Source organism: Streptomyces sp. NPDC051907, from assembly GCF_040681075.1.
Taxonomy (GTDB): domain Bacteria; phylum Actinomycetota; class Actinomycetes; order Streptomycetales; family Streptomycetaceae; genus Streptomyces.
Genome location: NZ_JBFAYB010000030.1, coordinates 52,626 through 68,596, shown reverse-complemented (window position 1 = coordinate 68,596; position 15,971 = coordinate 52,626). Strand labels below are relative to the sequence as shown.

General features: G+C 74.7%; 12 protein-coding genes and 1 riboswitch. Of the genes, 8 read left to right on the top strand and 4 right to left on the bottom strand.

Annotated features, from left to right (window positions below):
* Positions 1-299 precede the first annotated feature (299 nt).
* Together AB0M39_RS18205 and AB0M39_RS18200 are read left to right on the top strand one after the other, a co-directional pair.
* Complete coding sequence (locus AB0M39_RS18205) at positions 300-719, top strand: RNHCP domain-containing protein (RefSeq protein WP_365365412.1); 420 nt, start codon at positions 300-302, stop codon at positions 717-719.
* Positions 720-867: 148 nt separating this feature from the next.
* Positions 868-2,154 carry a GNAT family N-acetyltransferase gene (locus tag AB0M39_RS18200; RefSeq protein WP_365365394.1) on the top strand — a complete coding sequence of 429 codons (1,287 nt, stop codon included), beginning with the start codon at positions 868-870 and terminating at the stop codon, positions 2,152-2,154.
* A gap of 213 nt (positions 2,155-2,367) precedes the next feature.
* Here the strand turns inward: AB0M39_RS18200 and AB0M39_RS18195 are convergent, their stop codons facing one another.
* Positions 2,368-2,868: a GNAT family N-acetyltransferase gene (locus AB0M39_RS18195; RefSeq protein ID WP_365365392.1), complete on the bottom strand. Its 501-nt coding sequence runs from the start codon at positions 2,866-2,868 to the stop codon at positions 2,368-2,370.
* A 145-nt stretch (positions 2,869-3,013) separates the two neighbouring features.
* Between AB0M39_RS18195 and AB0M39_RS18190 the strand changes: the two genes are divergently transcribed.
* Positions 3,014-3,457, top strand: a complete 444-nt coding sequence (locus tag AB0M39_RS18190; RefSeq protein ID WP_365365390.1) for a DUF6299 family protein — start codon at positions 3,014-3,016, stop codon at positions 3,455-3,457.
* An 82-nt stretch (positions 3,458-3,539) separates the two neighbouring features.
* Here the strand turns inward: AB0M39_RS18190 and AB0M39_RS18185 are convergent, their stop codons facing one another.
* Positions 3,540-4,298: a class I SAM-dependent methyltransferase gene (locus tag AB0M39_RS18185; RefSeq protein ID WP_365365388.1), complete on the bottom strand. Its 759-nt coding sequence runs from the start codon at positions 4,296-4,298 to the stop codon at positions 3,540-3,542.
* 239 nt (positions 4,299-4,537) lie between these two features.
* On the opposite strand from AB0M39_RS18185, the gene AB0M39_RS18180 reads away from it, so the two are divergent.
* Positions 4,538-7,252 (top strand): SpoIIE family protein phosphatase, encoded by a 2,715-nt coding sequence (locus AB0M39_RS18180; protein WP_365365386.1) that lies wholly within the window; start codon positions 4,538-4,540, stop codon positions 7,250-7,252.
* A 73-nt stretch (positions 7,253-7,325) separates the two neighbouring features.
* Complete coding sequence (locus tag AB0M39_RS18175; RefSeq protein WP_365365384.1) at positions 7,326-7,511, top strand: DUF6381 family protein; 186 nt, start codon at positions 7,326-7,328, stop codon at positions 7,509-7,511.
* Between the two features lie 77 nt (positions 7,512-7,588).
* Here AB0M39_RS18175 and cobN read toward each other — a convergent pair whose 3' ends face one another.
* Entirely contained in the window at positions 7,589-11,194 is a 3,606-nt protein-coding gene (gene cobN / locus AB0M39_RS18170; protein WP_365365382.1) for a cobaltochelatase subunit CobN, read from the bottom strand.
* Between the two features lie 57 nt (positions 11,195-11,251).
* A riboswitch (cobalamin riboswitch) is annotated at positions 11,252-11,324 on the bottom strand.
* Positions 11,325-11,437: 113 nt separating this feature from the next.
* On the opposite strand from cobN, the gene cobG reads away from it, so the two are divergent.
* From cobG to AB0M39_RS18155, 3 genes are read left to right on the top strand one after another with little or no spacing between them, the layout of a single operon-like run.
* A complete protein-coding gene (gene cobG, locus AB0M39_RS18165) occupies positions 11,438-12,799 on the top strand; it encodes a precorrin-3B synthase (protein ID WP_365365380.1) in 1,362 nt (453 codons plus the stop codon).
* A gap of 4 nt (positions 12,800-12,803) precedes the next feature.
* Positions 12,804-13,445, top strand: coding sequence for a precorrin-8X methylmutase (locus AB0M39_RS18160; RefSeq protein WP_365365378.1), 642 nt, complete (start codon positions 12,804-12,806; stop codon positions 13,443-13,445).
* The gene (locus AB0M39_RS18155; RefSeq protein ID WP_365365376.1) at positions 13,442-14,935 is read left to right on the top strand and encodes a precorrin-2 C(20)-methyltransferase; all 1,494 of its coding nucleotides are present in this window, start codon (positions 13,442-13,444) and stop codon (positions 14,933-14,935) included. The genes AB0M39_RS18160 and AB0M39_RS18155 overlap by 4 nt, the downstream gene beginning before the upstream one ends.
* A 285-nt stretch (positions 14,936-15,220) precedes the next feature.
* Here AB0M39_RS18155 and AB0M39_RS18150 read toward each other — a convergent pair whose 3' ends face one another.
* Positions 15,221-15,967 (bottom strand): cobalt-precorrin-6A reductase, encoded by a 747-nt coding sequence (locus tag AB0M39_RS18150; protein WP_365365374.1) that lies wholly within the window; start codon positions 15,965-15,967, stop codon positions 15,221-15,223.
* Positions 15,968-15,971: the final 4 nt, after the last annotated feature.

Here is a 15,971-nt window from a genome sequence, read left to right as displayed (position 1 = left end):
GCTGCGAGCTGATCGTATAAGCCATGCGTCTGCCGTGTGGCCTGGATCACAGGATCGGCGCCCCCGTCGGCTCGGGGCCGACCCGCGGGAAAATGGCTTGCCGTGCGCGCCGGCCGCGGGTTCTCATCGAGAGGACCGCGAATCGAGCGCAGAGGTGGTGCGTGTATGCCCAGGGCCCAGTGGAACCGTTCTCGCGATCGAGGAAGGCCTCCCGCCCCTGCGGTATGAACTCCCTTGATGCGAGGCGGCGTTCAGAGCTGACGCCCATTGACCGCATCACACCAGGAGTCGTGTCCACGATGTCCCGCAACACCTCTTCGCGCAACGCCTCCGCGCGCGGCGCCTCCGTACGCAACACCTCCAGACGCGCGCGGTCCGAGGCGCGCGCCGAGTCCTTCCGCTGTCTGCACTGCGGTCTCGACGTGTCGATGTCCGCGGCCGGCACCGGTCACCGCAACCACTGCCCGAACTGCCTGTGGAGCCGTCACCTCGACGACGCCCCCGGCGACCGGGCGGCCGACTGCGGCGCTCGCATGGAGCCGCTCGCCATCTCGGTGCGCGGCGACGGCGAGTGGGTGCTCGTCCACCGCTGCACCGGCTGCGGGGTGCTCCACGCCAACCGCACGGCAGGCGACGACAACGCGCTGCCGCTGACCAGGCTGGCCGTGCGCCCGCTGGCACAGCCGCCGTTCCCGCTGGAGCGGCTCTCCGCCCTCTGAGGCGGCGCCGGATCCCGAACAGCCGCCCCCGCCAGGGGCGGTCGGCCGGGGTCCGGCGTTCCGGGCGGCGTTCGGCGTCCGGCCGGGGCCGTCTGGCGCGAGGCGAAATACGGATGCCTGTCCGATAGTCCGGGGTTACTGTCCGGGTATGCGCACGGTGAACGGCATCGACAGCACGGGCGGCACGGACTGCACAGGCGGCACGGGCGGCACGGCGTACGTCGACATCCGCGAGATCCCCGAGGCCCACGTCGACCGGGCCCTGGAGCTCGCCTATCTCGTCTTCCACGACCGGCCCGATCAGGACAAGCGCGCCCACCACCGCGAGGTGCTGCTCGGCTGCGAGCGCATCGGGGCGTACGACGGCGACACGCTCGTCGGCGTTCTCGCGGCCCTGCGCTTCACCCTCTCCGTGCCCGGCGGCGAACTCCCCTCGCCCGCCCTCACCTTCGTCTCCGTGGCGCCCACCCACCGCCGGCGCGGCGTGCTCAGCGCGATGATCGACGAGCTGCTGTGCCGCTGCGCCGCCGACGGCCGTCCGCTCGCCGCGCTCTGGGCCTCCGAGGACGCCATCTACGGCCGCTTCGGCTTCGGCCCGGCCACACAGGGCGTCACCGTGGAGATCGACTCGGACCGGCCGCTGGCCCTGCGCATCGACCCCGACGAGCGCCCGCTCCGCCTGATCGACCCCGCCGACGCGCCCGAGGCGCTCGGCCCGTACTACGACGCCACCCGCCGTGCGCGCGCCGGACGCACCTCACGCTCCGCGCAGTGGTGGCGGGAGGAGTGGCTCGTCGAGGAGGACGAGGAGGACGAGGAGCTGAGCCCGCCGCGGATCGTCGCGCTCGGCGAGCCGCTCGCCGGCTACGCCGTCTACCGCACGCGCGGCGGCGACGACGAGGCCCGCAAGCCGGGCCTGGTCCGCGTCGGCGAGCTGGAGGCCGACACCCCGGCCGTCGCCGCCGCCCTGTGGCGCTACCTCGCCGCCGTCGACCTCACCGGCCTGGTGCGCGCCTGGGGCCGCCCGCTGGACGACCCGCTGCTGCTCTTCGCCGCCGACCGCGACCAGGTCAGGGCCGAGCGGCAGTTCCCCGCGCTGCGGGTGCGGCTGGTGGACGTCCGCGCGGCGCTGACCGCCAGGTCCTGGGCCGCCGACGCCGACCTCGTGCTGGAGGTGCGCGACGAGCGCGTCCCGGCCAACGCGGGACGCTTCCGTCTCACCGCCGGCCCGAGGGGCTGCGCGTACGAGCCGAGCGGCGAGCCGCCGGACCTCAGCCTCGACGTCCGCGACCTGGCGTCCTGCTACCTCGGCGGCGCCCGGGTCGAGGACCTGGTCCGCGCGGGCCTGGCGGCGGAGCGCTCCCCGGGCGCGGCACGGACCCTGGACGCGGCCCTGCGCACGGAGCTGCTGCCGCACACGGTGGACGAGTTCTGAAGCCGCGGACGGCCTGCGGCCCGAGACTCGCCGCATCCGCCCGCGTCGGGCGGATGCCGTCCAGGCGCGGCTTGCGCACGGAGCTGCTGCCGCACACGGTGGACGAGTTCTGAAGCCGCGGACGGCCCGCGAGCCGAGACTCGCCGCCTCCGCCGGCGTCGGGCGGATGCCGTCCAGGCGCGGCCCGAGCACCATCGGACGGCCGCGCCCCCGTCAGGCGGAGCCCGTCCAGACGGTCCGGTAGTACCTCAGCCGCTCGTCCTCGGCGTACAGCTCCATGCCCGCCGACGCCATGACGCGATGCGACGCCGCGTTGTCCTGGTCCGCGTCGCCCAGCACGCGGGCGACGCCGCTCTCCCGTGCGAACCGCAGCAGCCCCCGCAGTGCCTCGGAGGCGTACCCCTGGCCGCGGACCGACTCGATCAGGCCGTAGCCGATCGTGACCGAGCCGTCCTCGTCCGGAGCGTCGTGGAAGCCGACGCCGCCGATCGCCCGCCCGTCCTGCCTGCGCCGTATCTCGTACGCGCCGAAGGGCCGCGGATCGCCCGCGCCGGCGCACACGTCGAGGAAGCGCCGCGCTCCGGCCACGTCGCCGGCGGAGGGGTAGCCGGGCGCCCAGCGGCCGGCGTCCGCCGGCCCGCCCGCTGCCAGCCGCTCCGCCTCGTCGACGGTCAGGGGGTGCAGTGCCAGCCGTTCGGTCAGAAGGTCATCCATACGGGGAGGAGTATCACCCGTAACCCCCCGGCCGCATATGAATTCCCAGGTCCAGGCGGGTGCGAGTGCGCGGCGCCGTCGCTCGGGCGTCGGCCGTTCGGGCGGGTGTACGACACCTCTGTCCCGAAGGCTCGTTGGGCCCGGCATGATCACTGCCCGACGAGCCTCGCTCGTCTCCGCGGCCTGCCTCGCGGCCGCCCTCACCGTCATGACCCCCGGCAGCGCGGGCGCGCGATTCAGCCCCGACTCCGTCACCATCGACAAGGCCGGGCGCATCGCCCCGGACGGCACGCTCACGCTCACCGGCACCTACCGCTGCTCCGGCGCCAAGTCCGGGCCCGTGGTGATCGGCGCCAAGGTGGTCCAGGGCGAGGCCCAGGTCGGCACCGGCGGCACCACGGCCGTCTGCGACGGCGAGGAGCACGCCTGGACCAACACCGGCGGGTTCGGCCGCTACCTCACGCTCACGCCCGGCGCGGCGACCGGCGAGGCCACGCTGATCGTGCTCGAGCGGACGTCCGGGCTGCCGCCCGTGCTCCCGTACGTACTCGTCGCCGACCGGCAGGACCTGACTCTGCGACAGGGCTAGCGGGTCGGCTCCAGCACCGCACGACGCCCCCGGGCCGGCCCGCCGCGCCCGGGGGCGCGCAGCCCCGGGCCCAGACCGGTAATCAAGACAGCTTCTGTCCTGATTGCCCCCGGCCGTCCTTCCGCGCCACGACCATCCGGCAGCGAGGGCTCCCGTCCGCACGCCGCCCCAGCGCCTCCAGCGGCTGAAGCTCCACCGCGAAACCGGCCCGCCGCAGCTCCTCGAGCACCTCCGGCAGCCGGAAGGTGCGGTAGTACATGACGAAGCTCGGCCGCCACAGCAGATTGCGCACCCGCATCACCGCGTCGAAGCCCCACAGCGTCCAGTACAGCCGCGAGCCGACCCTCGCCGGCGCGGGCATCGGGAAGACGAACCGGCCCCCGGGCCGCAGCGACGCGTGGACCTGCGCGAAGAGCTCCGGCCGCTCGCCGGGCAGGAAGTGCCCGAACGCCCCGAAGCTCACCGCCAGGTCGAACGCGGGCGCGAAGGGCAGCGCCCTCGCGTCCGCCCGCACCCAGTCCACGACCGGCCCCTCGGGGCGCTCGCCCAGGCGCTCCCTGGCCGCGGCCAGCATGCCCGCGCTGAAGTCGACGCCCGTGACCCGCTCCTCGCACAGCTCCCGCAGCACCTCCGCCCCGGCCCCCGTGCCGCAGCACACGTCCAGGCCCGCCCGGAACGGGCCGAGCGGGCGGACGGCGTCCGCCACCGCGTCGAGGACGGGCGGGGAGGTACGGAAAGGGGTCTCGTCGAACTTCGGAGCGAGCAGGTCGTAGCCGTGCTCGACCGAGGAGAGAGCCTGGACGGCCAGCTCGCGGAACGTGGGGCCAAGGGGCGTGAACATCGCTGCTCACCCTAGCGACAGCGGCCCCCGCGCGAGGGCCGAAGCCGACGGCGGACAAGACGACGGGCAGGACGGCTGACGACGCGGCGGACAAGAGGCGGACAAGGCCGACCCCGCCGGAGATCTGTTCCGACGGCCCATGTCGGGCTTAAATGTGACCCTTACCGGCTTGACCGGCGGCCACAGCGCTCCGCATCGCGCGGTTCGCCCGGCGTTTGCGGGAGGTGTAGAAAGAGGTCATGGCCGGACGCTACGGCCGCCCGCGCTCGGTTCTCCGCATGCGAACTGTCGCAGGCCAGGTCTTTCTCCTGCAGGTGGCGATCGTGGTGTTGCTCGTCACGGCCGCCATCGCGGCGCTGGTCCTGCAGAGCCGGACCGACAGCGAGCGCGAGGCCCTCAACCGCTCGGTGGCCGTCGCCCAGACCTTCGCTAACTCGCCCGGCATCGAGGCGGCCCTCGAGAGCGGACACCCCACGGTCATCCTCCAGCCGCGCGCCGAGGAGGCCCGCAAACGCTCCGAGGTCGACTTCATCGTCGTCCTGAACACCGACGGCATCCGCTACACCCACCCCCTGCCGGACCGGATCGGCAAGAAGTTCGTCGGCGATCTCGAGCCGGCGCTGGCCGGCGAGATCGTCACCGAGAAGATCGTCGGGACCATCGGGCCGCTCGTCCAGGCCACCGTCCCCGTCTTCGGAAGCGACGGCAAGGTCGTCGGCCTGGTGTCGGCGGGCATCACCATCGACCGGGTCAGCGGCGTCGTCGAGGACCAGCTGCCCCTGCTCCTCGGCGCCGCGGGCGGCGTCCTGCTGCTCACCACCGGCGGAACAGCCCTGGTCAGCCGCCGGCTGCGGCGCCAGACGCATGGCCTGGGCCCAGCCGAGATGACGCGGATGTACGAGCACCACGACGCGGTCCTGCACGCCGTGCGCGAAGGCGTGCTCATCGTCGCCGGCGACGGCCGGCTGCTCCTCGCCAACGACGAGGCGCGCCGCCTGCTCGGCCTGCCGCCGGACGTCGAGGGCAGCCATGTCACCGAGCTGGGCCTGGACCCCGCCACCGCGCAGCTGCTGGCCTCGGGGCGGATCGCCACCGACGAGGTGCACCCCGTCGGCGACCGGCTGCTCGCCGTCAACCAGCGCGCGACCGACCAGGACGGCGGGCCGCCCGGCAGCGTCACCACCCTGCGCGACACCACCGAGCTGCGCGCGCTCACCGGGAAGGCCGACGTCGCCCGCGGGCGCCTCAAACTGCTGTACGACGCCGGCGCGGAGATCGGCACGACCCTGGACGTGGTGCGCACCTGCGAGGAGCTCGCCGAATTCGGCGCGACCCGGTTCGCCGACCACGCCACCGTCGACCTGCTCGACGCCGTGCTGCGCGGCGAGGAGCCCACCGCCACCGGCGGCACCGGCACCGACGTACGGCGGGTGGCCTTCCGCGGGCTGCGGGAGGACACCGCGCTCTACCCGCTCGGCTCGCTGTTCCAGTTCCTGCCGTCCACCCCGCTGGGCTTCGGCATCGGCAAGGGGGAGGCGGTCCTCGAGGCCGATCTGGCCGCGTTCTCCGGCTGGCAGGCGCAGGACCCCGAGCGGGCCCGGCAGCTCGTCGAGTACGGGATCCACTCGATGATCGCGGTTCCGCTGAAGGCCCGCGGGGTCATCCTGGGCGTGGCCATGTTCTGGCGCTCGCGCAAGCCCGAGCCGTTCGAGGAGGAGGACCTCTCCGTCGCCGAGGAGCTGGTCGCCCGCGCCGCGGTGAGCGTCGACAACGCCCGCCGCTACACCCGCGAGCACACCATGGCGGTCACCCTCCAGCGCAGCCTGCTGCCCCGCGGACTCCCCGAGCAGTACGCCATGGACGTCGCCTACCGCTATCTGCCCGCCCAGGCCGGGCTCGGCGGGCTCGGCGGCGTCGGCGGCGACTGGTTCGACATCATCCCGCTCCCCGGGGCCAGGGTGGCGCTCGTGGTCGGCGACGTCGTCGGCCACGGCCTGCACGCGGCGGCCACCATGGGCCGGCTGCGCACCGCGGTGCACAACTTCTCCACCCTCGACCTGCCGCCCGACGAGCTGCTGTGGCACCTGGACGAACTGGTGGCCCGCATCGACCAGGACGAGACCGCCGACGACGCCGACGCGGGCGTCACCGGCGCCACCTGCCTGTACGCCATCTACGACCCGGTGACCGGGCGGTGCACCATGGCCCGGGCCGGCCACCTCCAGCCCGTGCTCGTCCAGCCCGACGGCACCGCCGTCTTCGCCGACGTCCCCGGCGGCCCGCCGCTCGGGCTCGGCGGGCTGCCCTTCGAGACCCTCGAGGTGAAGCTGCCCGAGGGCAGCCGGCTGGTGCTCTACACCGACGGGCTCGTCGAGGACCGCGACCGCGACATCGACGAGGGCCTCGCGGCGCTGCGCCGCACCCTGTCCGAGAACGCCGACAAGACGCCCGAGGAGACCTGCGAGGCAGTGATCCAGGCGCTGTTGCCGGAGCGTCAGCGCGACGACATCGCGCTGCTCGTCAGCCGCACCCGCGTACTGGACTCCGCGCACGTCGCCGACTGGGACGTGCCGTCCGACCCCTCGGCCGTCTCGCAGGTGCGGGCCGCCGTCGCCCGCAAGCTGGCCGAATGGGACCTGGACGAGGAGGCGTTCACGACCGAGCTCATCCTCAGCGAGCTCGTCACCAACGCCATCCGCTACTCCGCCGGCCCCATCCGCGTACGCCTGATCCGCGACCGCAGCCTGATCTGCGAGGTCTCCGACCACAGCAGCACCTCGCCGCATCTGCGCCAGGCGGCGATCACGGACGAGGGCGGGCGCGGGCTGTTCCTGGTCGCGCAGTTCGCCGAGCGCTGGGGGACCCGCTACACGGCGGACGGCAAGGTGATCTGGACCGAGCAGCCGCTGCCGGGCGGCGGCTCCGGCCTCACCACGGACGATGACAGACGGTGACGCTTCGACGTGCGAGCGTGACGGAGGCCTGGTTCGCTGGAGGGAACCGCTCTCCCTACGTCAAGGAGTGACGATGAGCGTTTCAGGCGAATCCCGAGGCCGTGCCCAGCAGATGCGCGACAAGGCGCAGCAGCTGACGGAGGCCGCGCAGCGCGCGAGCGACCCGCAGGAGCGTCAGAAGCTCCAGGAGCGGGCGCGCCGGCTTCAGGAGCAGAGCAAGCAGGAAGGCTCGATGGAGCAGGGCCAGTTCCCTGAGTGACGCTCCGCCCCTTCACGTGGTGACGGCCTCCGGTCCTCTTGCGAGGGCCGGAGGCCGTCGGCCTGTTCAAGCCCGGCTCAGTCCTGGCCCTCCAGGTCGCCCTCGGACTCCAGGAACGCCTGCCGCAGCGCCTCCAGCACGGCCGGGTCGGGCTTCGCCCACATCCCCCGCGACTCCGCCTCCAGCAGCCGCTCCGCGATCCCGTGCAGCGCCCAGGGGTTGGCCTCCTTGAGGAAGGCGCGGTTCTCCGGGTCCAGGACGTAGGTCTCCGTGAGCTTGTCGTACATCCAGTCGGCGACCACGCCCGTCGTCGCGTCGTAGCCGAACAAGTAGTCCACGGTGGCGGCGAGTTCGAACGCGCCCTTGTAGCCGTGGCGGCGCATCGCCTCGATCCAGCGGGGGTTGACCACCCGGGCGCGGAAGACGCGGGACGTCTCCTCGACGAGCGTGCGGGTGCGGACCGTCTCGGGGCGGGTCGAGTCGCCGATGTACGCCTCGGGGGCCGTGCCCCGCAGCGCCCGCACGGTGGCGACCATTCCGCCGTGGTACTGGAAGTAGTCGTCGGAGTCCGCGATGTCGTGCTCGCGGGTGTCGGTGTTCTTCGCCGCCACCGCGATGCGCTTGTACGCCGTCTCCATCTCCTCGCGCGCCGGACGGCCGTCCAGCTCGCGGCCGTAGGCGTAGCCGCCCCACACCGTGTAGACCTCGGCGAGGTCGGCGTCGGTGCGCCAGTCGCGGCTGTCGATCAGCTGGAGGATGCCCGCGCCGTACGTGCCGGGGCGGGAGCCGAAGATACGGGTGGTGGCGCGGCGCTCGTCGCCGTGGGCGGCGAGGTCGGCCTGGGTGTGCGCCCGTACGTAGTTCTCCTCGGCGGGCTCCTCCAGCGAGGCGGCCAGCCGCACCGCGTCGTCCAGCAGCCCGATGGTGTGCGGGAACGCGTCGCGGAAGAAGCCGCTGATGCGCAGCGTGACGTCGACGCGCGGGCGGCCCAGCTCGGCGAGCGGGATCGGCTCCAGGCCGGTGACCCGGCGCGAGGCGTCGTCCCAGACCGGGCGGACGCCGAGCAGCGCCAGCGCCTCGGCGACGTCGTCGCCGCTCGTGCGCATCGCGCTGGTGCCCCACAGGGACAGGCCCACCGACGTGGGCCAGTCGCCGTTGTCGGTGCGGTAGCGCTCCAGCAGCGAGTCGGCGAGCGCCTGGCCGGTCTCCCACGCGAGGCGGCTGGGCACGGCCTTGGGGTCGACGGAGTAGAAGTTGCGGCCCGTCGGCAGGACGTTGACCAGACCGCGCAGCGGCGACCCGGACGGCCCGGCGGGGACGAAGCCGCCGTTCAACGCGTGCACGGCGTGGGCGAGTTCGTCGGAGGTCGCCGCCAGCCGCGGGACGACCTCGCGCGCCGCGAAGGCCAGCACCGCGGCGACGTCGGGGGAGCGCCCGGCGGCGACGCGCTCGACGGCGGCCGGGTCCCACCCGGCGTCCTCCATGGCCTGCACGAGCGAGCGGGCCTGCTCCTCCGCCTCGTCGGCGGTGGTGCGCGTGGCGGCGGACTCGTCCAGGCCGAGCGCCTCGCGCAGACCGGGCAGCGACGTCGTGCCGCCCCAGATCTGACGGGCCCGCAGAATGGCCAGCACCAGGTTGACGCGCTCGGGGCCGGTGGGCGCGCCGCCCAGCACATGCAGTCCGTCGCGGATCTGGGCGTCCTTGACCTCGCACAGCCAGCCGTCGACGTGCAGCAGGAAGTCGTCGAAGCCGTCGTCGTCCGGCCGGTCCTCGAGACCGAGGTCGTGGTCGAGCTTCGCGGCCTGGATCAGGGTCCAGATCTGCGCGCGGATGGCGGGCAGCTTCGCCGGGTCCATGGAGGAGATGGCGGCGTACTCGTCGAGGAGCTGTTCCAGCCGGGCGATGTCGCCGTAGGACTCGGCGCGCGCCATGGGCGGCACGAGGTGGTCGACGAGGGTCGCGTGCACACGCCGCTTGGCCTGGGTGCCCTCGCCCGGGTCGTTGACCAGGAACGGGTAGACCAGCGGGAGGTCGCCGAGCGCGGCGTCGGGCGCGCAGGCCGCGGACAGGCCCGCGTTCTTGCCCGGCAGCCACTCCAGGTTGCCGTGCTTGCCCAGGTGCACCATGGCGTCCGCGCCGAAGCCGCCGTCCTCGCGGGCGGCCTGGATCCAGCGGTAGGCCGCCAAGTAGTGGTGCGAGGGCGGCAGATCGGGGTCGTGGTAGATCGCGATCGGGTTCTCGCCGAAGCCGCGCGGCGGCTGGATGAGGATCAGCAGATTGCCGCGGCGCAGGGCCGCGAGCACGATGTCGCCCTCCGGGTTGCGGCTGCGGTCCAGGAACATCTCGCCGGGCGCGGGGCCCCAGTGCTCCTCGACGGACGCGCGCAGCTCCTGCGGCAGACCCGCGTACCACCGCTTGTAGTCGGCCGCGGGGATGCGGACCGGGTTGCGGGCGAGCTGCTCCTCGGTGAGCCAGTCCTGGTCGTGGCCGCCCGCCTCGATGAGCGCGTAGATCAGCTCGTCGCCGTCGCCGGACGCGAGGCCGGGCACCTCCTCCGCGCCGAAGTCGTACCCCTCGGCCTGGAGCCGGCGCAGCAGGGCGACGGCGGAGGCGGGGGTGTCCAGGCCGACCGCGTTGCCGATGCGGGAGTGCTTGGTCGGGTAGGCGGACAGCACCAGCGCGAGGCGCTTGTCGGCGTTGGGGATATGGCGAAGCCGCGCGTGGCGCACGGCCGTTCCGGCGACGCGGGCGGCGCGCTCGGGGTCGGCGACGTACGCCGGCAGGCCGTCCTCGTCGATCTCCTTGAAGGAGAACGGGACGGTGATCAGACGGCCGTCGAACTCGGGCACCGCCACCTGGCTCGCCGCGTCCAGCGGGGACAGGCCCTCGTCGTTCTCCTCCCAGGTGCTGCGCGGGCCGGTCAGGCACAGCGCCTGGAGGATCGGCACGTCGAGCGCGGCCAGCGCGCCCGCGTCCCAGGACTCGTCGTCGCCGCCGGCCGACGCCTCGGCCGGCTTGGTGCCGCCCGCCGCCAGCACGGTGGTCACGATGGCGTCCACGGTGCGCAGTTCGTCGAGCAGCTCCGGCTCGGGCGCCCGCAGCGAGGCCACGTACAGCGGCAGGGGACGGCCGCCGGCGTCCTCGATCGCGCCGCACAGGGCGTCGACGAAGGCGGTGTTGCCGCTCATGTGGTGCGCGCGGTAGTAGAGCACCGCGATCAGCGGGCCGTCCGCGGGCCGCGTCGCCTCGCGGACCAGCGGGCCCCAGGTGGGCGCGGCGGCGGGCGGCTCGAAGCCGTGGCCGGTGAGCAGCGCGGTGTCGGAGAGGAACCGCGCGAGCTGCTCCAGGTTGGCGGGGCCGCCGTGCGCGAGGTAGGCGTGCGCCTCGGCCGCGAGGCCGACGGGGACCGTGGAGGCCTCCATCAGCTGGGCGTCGGGGGCCTGTTCGCCGGAGAGCACCACCACGGGCCGCGGCTGGTCGTCGGCGAGCAGCAGGTCAAGGCCCTCCTGCCAGGCGCGCAGACCGCCCAGGAGACGTACGACGACGAGGTCCGCGCCCTCCAGCAGGCCGGGCAGCTCGTCGAGGGAGAGCCGAGAGGGGTTCGCGAACCGGTACGGCACCGGGCCGCCCGCGGCACGCGCGCTCAGCAGGTCGGTGTCGGAGGTCGACAGCAGCAGGATCATGCGTGCGCAGGCCTTCCTCGGGGATGTCCGCGCCCCGGGTGGTCGTGTGAACGGCGGGAGTTCCTGGCTCACCCGGCAGTCGCCGGGCTCACAGTGGCGGGACCGCGCCGGATTCTCACCGGGCTTCCTCCCCTGACGCCGTCTTCGGCTGTGGCGGGCCGATCGGCCCGTCGCTGAGCATAGTAGGGGCCCGGCTGCTGAGCAGGGGATACGGCTTGTGTGATGGTCGGTATGCTCGCGGCCATGCCACCGGCCGCCTCGCCCGCCCCCCAAGGGGACGAACGCCCCATACGGGACGGCGGCGACGCCTGCCCGGGCGCGCTTCGCCTGCACACAGCGGACGACGGCGCCCTCGCCCGCGTCCGCATCCCGGCGGGCGTGCTCGCCGCCGACCAGGCGCACGCCCTGGCCGACGCCGCCGAGCGGCTCGGCGACGGCAGCCTCGACGTCACCTCCCGCGGCAATGTGCAGCTGCGCGGCCTGGACGACGGCTGCGGCGCGGAACTGGCCCGGCTGCTGGACGCGGCGGGACTGCTGCCCGCGCCCCGCCACGAGCGCGTCCGCAACATCGTCGCCTCCCCGCTCAGCGGCCTCGACGGGCGCGGGCACGCGGACGTGCAGCCCTGGGCCCGGGCGCTGGACCGGCTGCTGTGCGCGAGCGAGAGCGCGACCGCGCTGTCCGGCCGCTTCCTCTTCGCCTTCGACGACGGCCGCGGCGACGTCGCCGCCCTCGGCCCCGATGTGACAATTCTCGCTCAGCCGGCCGGTCAGGCGCTGCTCCTCGTCGCAGGCGACCCGAAACCGGTACGCATCGGGGCGAACGACACGGCGCGGGCCGCGCTGCTCGCCGCCGACGCCTTCCTCGCCGCCGCGGGCGCCACGCGCGCCTGGCGTGTGCGCGAACTGCCCCCGCAGGCCCGCCTGTCGGCAGCCGCCGTCGCCGAACGGCTCGCCGCCCACGGCCTCGACGCGACCTTCCCGGCCGAGCCCGGCGAGACGCCCCTCGCCCCGGCCCCGCCCGCGATCCCGGAGCTCGGGATCGTCGCAGGGCCGGCGGGCCGCTCCCTGTCCGTCCTCGCGCGGCTGGGCCGGCTGACGGCCGCGCAGTGGCGGACGCTGGCGGCCGTCGCCGCCCACGACGGCACGGCCGAACTGCGGGTCACCCCCTGGCGAGGCATCGTGCTGCCGGGCCTGACGGCCGCCGCGGCGCCGCCCAGGCTCGCCGAACTCGCCGACGCCGGACTCGTCACCGCCGCCCACGACCCCTGGGCGGGCGTCGGCGCGTGCACGGGCCGGCCCGGCTGCGCCAAGTCGCTCACCGACGTACGGGCCGACGCCTGTGCCGCGGTCCAGGCGGCCACGGAGCAGCCCGCCGGCGTGCTGCCCGTGTACTGGTCCGGCTGCGAACGCCGCTGCGGCCACCCCCAGGGAACGGACTGGACCGACGCGGTCGCCACGCCCGACGGCTACGAGATCTCCGTCCGGAGGTCCGGCCACGCCCCAGCCGGCCAGAGCCCGTCCTTACCGCGGGGCGTGCCGACACCCGCACTCGCCGACGCCATCGCGGCGGCGCGCACCCCACCCGTGACCGAGCAGACGCAGTGAAGAGATGAGCGAGAAGCCAGTGTTCGACTACGAGAAGGACGGCCCGGCCATCTACCGGCAGTCCTTTGCCACCATCCGGGCCGAGGCGGACCTCGCCGGACTGCCGGCCGACGTCAGCCAGGTCGCCGTACGGATGATCCACGCTTGCGGCATGACGGATCTCGTCGAGGACCTCGGCTGGACGCCCGGCGTCGTGGCGCGGGCGCGCGAGGCGCTGCGCGCCGGCGCCCCGATCCTGTGCGACGCGCGGATGGTCGCGAGCGGGGTGACCCGCAAGCGGCTGCCCGCCGACAACGAGGTGCTGTGCACGCTCGCGGAGCCCGGCGTCGCCGAGCTCGCCGAGAAGATGGCCACCACCCGCAGCGCCGCCGCGCTCGAACTGTGGCGGGACCGGCTGGAGGGGTCCGTCGTCGCGGTGGGCAACGCGCCGACCGCGCTGTTCCGACTGCTGGAGATGATCGCGGAGGGCGCGGGCCGGCCCGCCGCGGTCATCGGGGTGCCGGTGGGCTTCATCGGCGCCGCCGAGTCCAAGGACGCGCTGGCGGCCAGCCCGCTGGCGCTGGAGCACCTGGTGGTGCGCGGACGGCGGGGCGGCAGCGCCATCGCCGCCGCCGCGATCAACGCGATCGCGAGTGAGGCCGAATGACCGGGCGGCTGTACGGAGTCGGGCTGGGGCCCGGCGACCCGTCGCTGATGACGCTGCGGGCCGCCGAGGTCATCGGCGAGGCGGACGTGGTCGCGTACCACTCGGCCCGCCACGGCCGGTCCCTCGCGCGGACGATCGCGGCGAAGCACATCCGCGAGGACCATATCGAGGAACTCCTCATGTACCCGATCACCGTCGAGACGACGGACCATCCGGGCGGGTACCGCGGCGCCCTCGACGACTTCTACGAGGAGGCCGCCGCCCGGCTCGCCGCGCATCTGGACGCCGGGCGCACGGTCGCCGTCCTCGCCGAGGGCGACCCGCTCTTCTACGGCTCGTACCAGCACATGCACAAGCGTCTGGCGCACCGCTACCCGACCGAGGTCGTCCCCGGCGTCACCTCGGTGAGCGCCGCCGCCGCCCGGCTCGGAGAGCCCCTGTGCGAGGCCGAGGAGACCCTCACGATCATTCCGGGCACCCTCCCGGAGGACGAGCTGACCGCCCGCCTCGCCGCGGCCGACTCGGCGGTCGTGATGAAGCTCGGCCGGACCTTCCCGACGGTGCGGCGCGCGCTGGAGCGGGCAGGCCGCCTGGACGACGCGCGCTATGTGGAGCGGGCCACGATGGCCGGGGAGCGCACCGGCGAACTGGCCTCGGTGGACCCGCAGTCGGTTCCCTACTTCTCCGTGGCGGTCCTGCCCTCCCGCGTCGACACGGGCCCGGCGGTCCGCGAGGAGGGCTCGGGCGAGGTCGTGGTCGTCGGCACCGGGCCCGCGGGCGCGCCCTGGCTGACGCCGGAGTCCCGAGGCGCCCTCGCGGGCGCGGACGACCTCGTCGGCTACACCACGTACCTGGACCGGGTGCCCGCGCGGCCCGGCCAGCGGCGCCACGGCTCGGACAACAAGGTGGAGTCCGAGCGCGCGGAGTTCGCGCTCGACCTGGCCCGCAAGGGGCGGCGCGTGGCCGTCGTCTCCGGCGGCGACCCCGGCGTCTTCGCGATGGCCACGGCGGTCCTGGAGGTCGCGGCGCAGGAGCCCTACGCGGACGTGCCGGTGCGCGTCCTGCCGGGCGTGACCGCGGCCAACGCGGCGGCGGCGCGCGCGGGCGCGCCGCTCGGCCACGACTACGCGACGATCTCGCTCTCCGACCGGCTCAAGCCCTGGGAGGTCATCGCGGAGCGGCTGCGCGCGGCCTGCGCGGCCGACCTGGTCCTCGCGCTGTACAACCCCGGCTCGCGCAGCCGCACCTGGCAGGTCGCCAAGGCGCGCGAACTGCTGCTGGAGCACCGCGCCCCGGACACCCCGGTGGTCGTGGCGCGCGACGTGGGCGGCCCGGAGGAGTCGGTGCGGGTGCTGCGCCTGGCCGACCTGGAGCCCAGCGAGGTCGACATGCGCACGATCCTGCTGATCGGGTCCTCGCAGACGCAGGCCGTCGCCCGGGCGGACGGCTCGACGGTGACCTGGACGCCGCGGAGGTACCCGGAGGCCTAGGGCAGGCGTGCGCTGACCGCGGCTTCGGCCGCGGCCGAAGCCGACGCTCTCGGGAGTCGCGGTGCGTCCAGGGAATCGCTCAGGCGGTCGCGCCGGGAGTCAGCTCCCGCACCCAGGCGGCCGCCTCGGGCACGTCCCGTGCGACCCGCACGCCCTCCGGCGCCTTCGGGCGCCGGACGACGACGACCGGGACGCCCGCCTCCCGCGCCGCCCGCAGCTTCGGCGCGGCTTCGGCCGCGGCCGAGGTCGGCGCTTCCGGGAGTCGCGGTGCGTCCAGGGAGTCGCTCAGGCGGTCGCGCCGGGAGTCAGCTCCCGCACCCAGGCGGCCGCCTCGGGCACGTCCCGCGCGACCCGCACGCCTTCCGGCGCCTTCGGGCGCCGGACGACGACGACCGGGACGCCCGCCTCCCGGGCTGCCCGCAGCTTCGGCGCCGTCGCCGCGCCCCCGCTGTCCTTCGTCACCAGCACGTCGATCCGGTGCGCCTGCAGCAGCTCCCGCTCGCCCTCCAGCGTGAAGGGCCCCCGGTCCAGCAGCACCTCCATGCGCGGCGGCGCCGGCGCGGCCGGCGCGTCCACCGAGCGGACGAGGAACCACACGTCGTCGACGTGGGCGAAGGCCTCCAGGCCCATCCGCCCCGTCGTCAGGAACGCCCGGCGCCCCAGCCCCCGCACCGCCTCGGCCGCCTCGGACAGCGAGCCGACCTCGTGCCAGTCGTCGCCCTCGACCGGGACCCAGCCGGGGCGGCGCAGAGCCAGCAGGGGAACATGGGCCGCGGCGGCCGCCGCGGCCGCGTTGAAACTGATCGTCCCGGCGAAAGGATGCGTGGCGTCGATGACCGCGTCCACCGCGTGCTCGCGCACCCAGCGCGCGAGGCCCTCGGCTCCGCCGAAGCCCCCGATCCGGACCTCGCCCGGCGGCAGCCTCGGCGCGGCGACGCGCCCCGCGAGGGAGCTCGTGACCCGCACCGCCGGGTGCAGCGTCTCGGCGAGCGCGCGGGCCTCCGTGGTCCCGCCGAGGATCAGTACGTGCATCGGA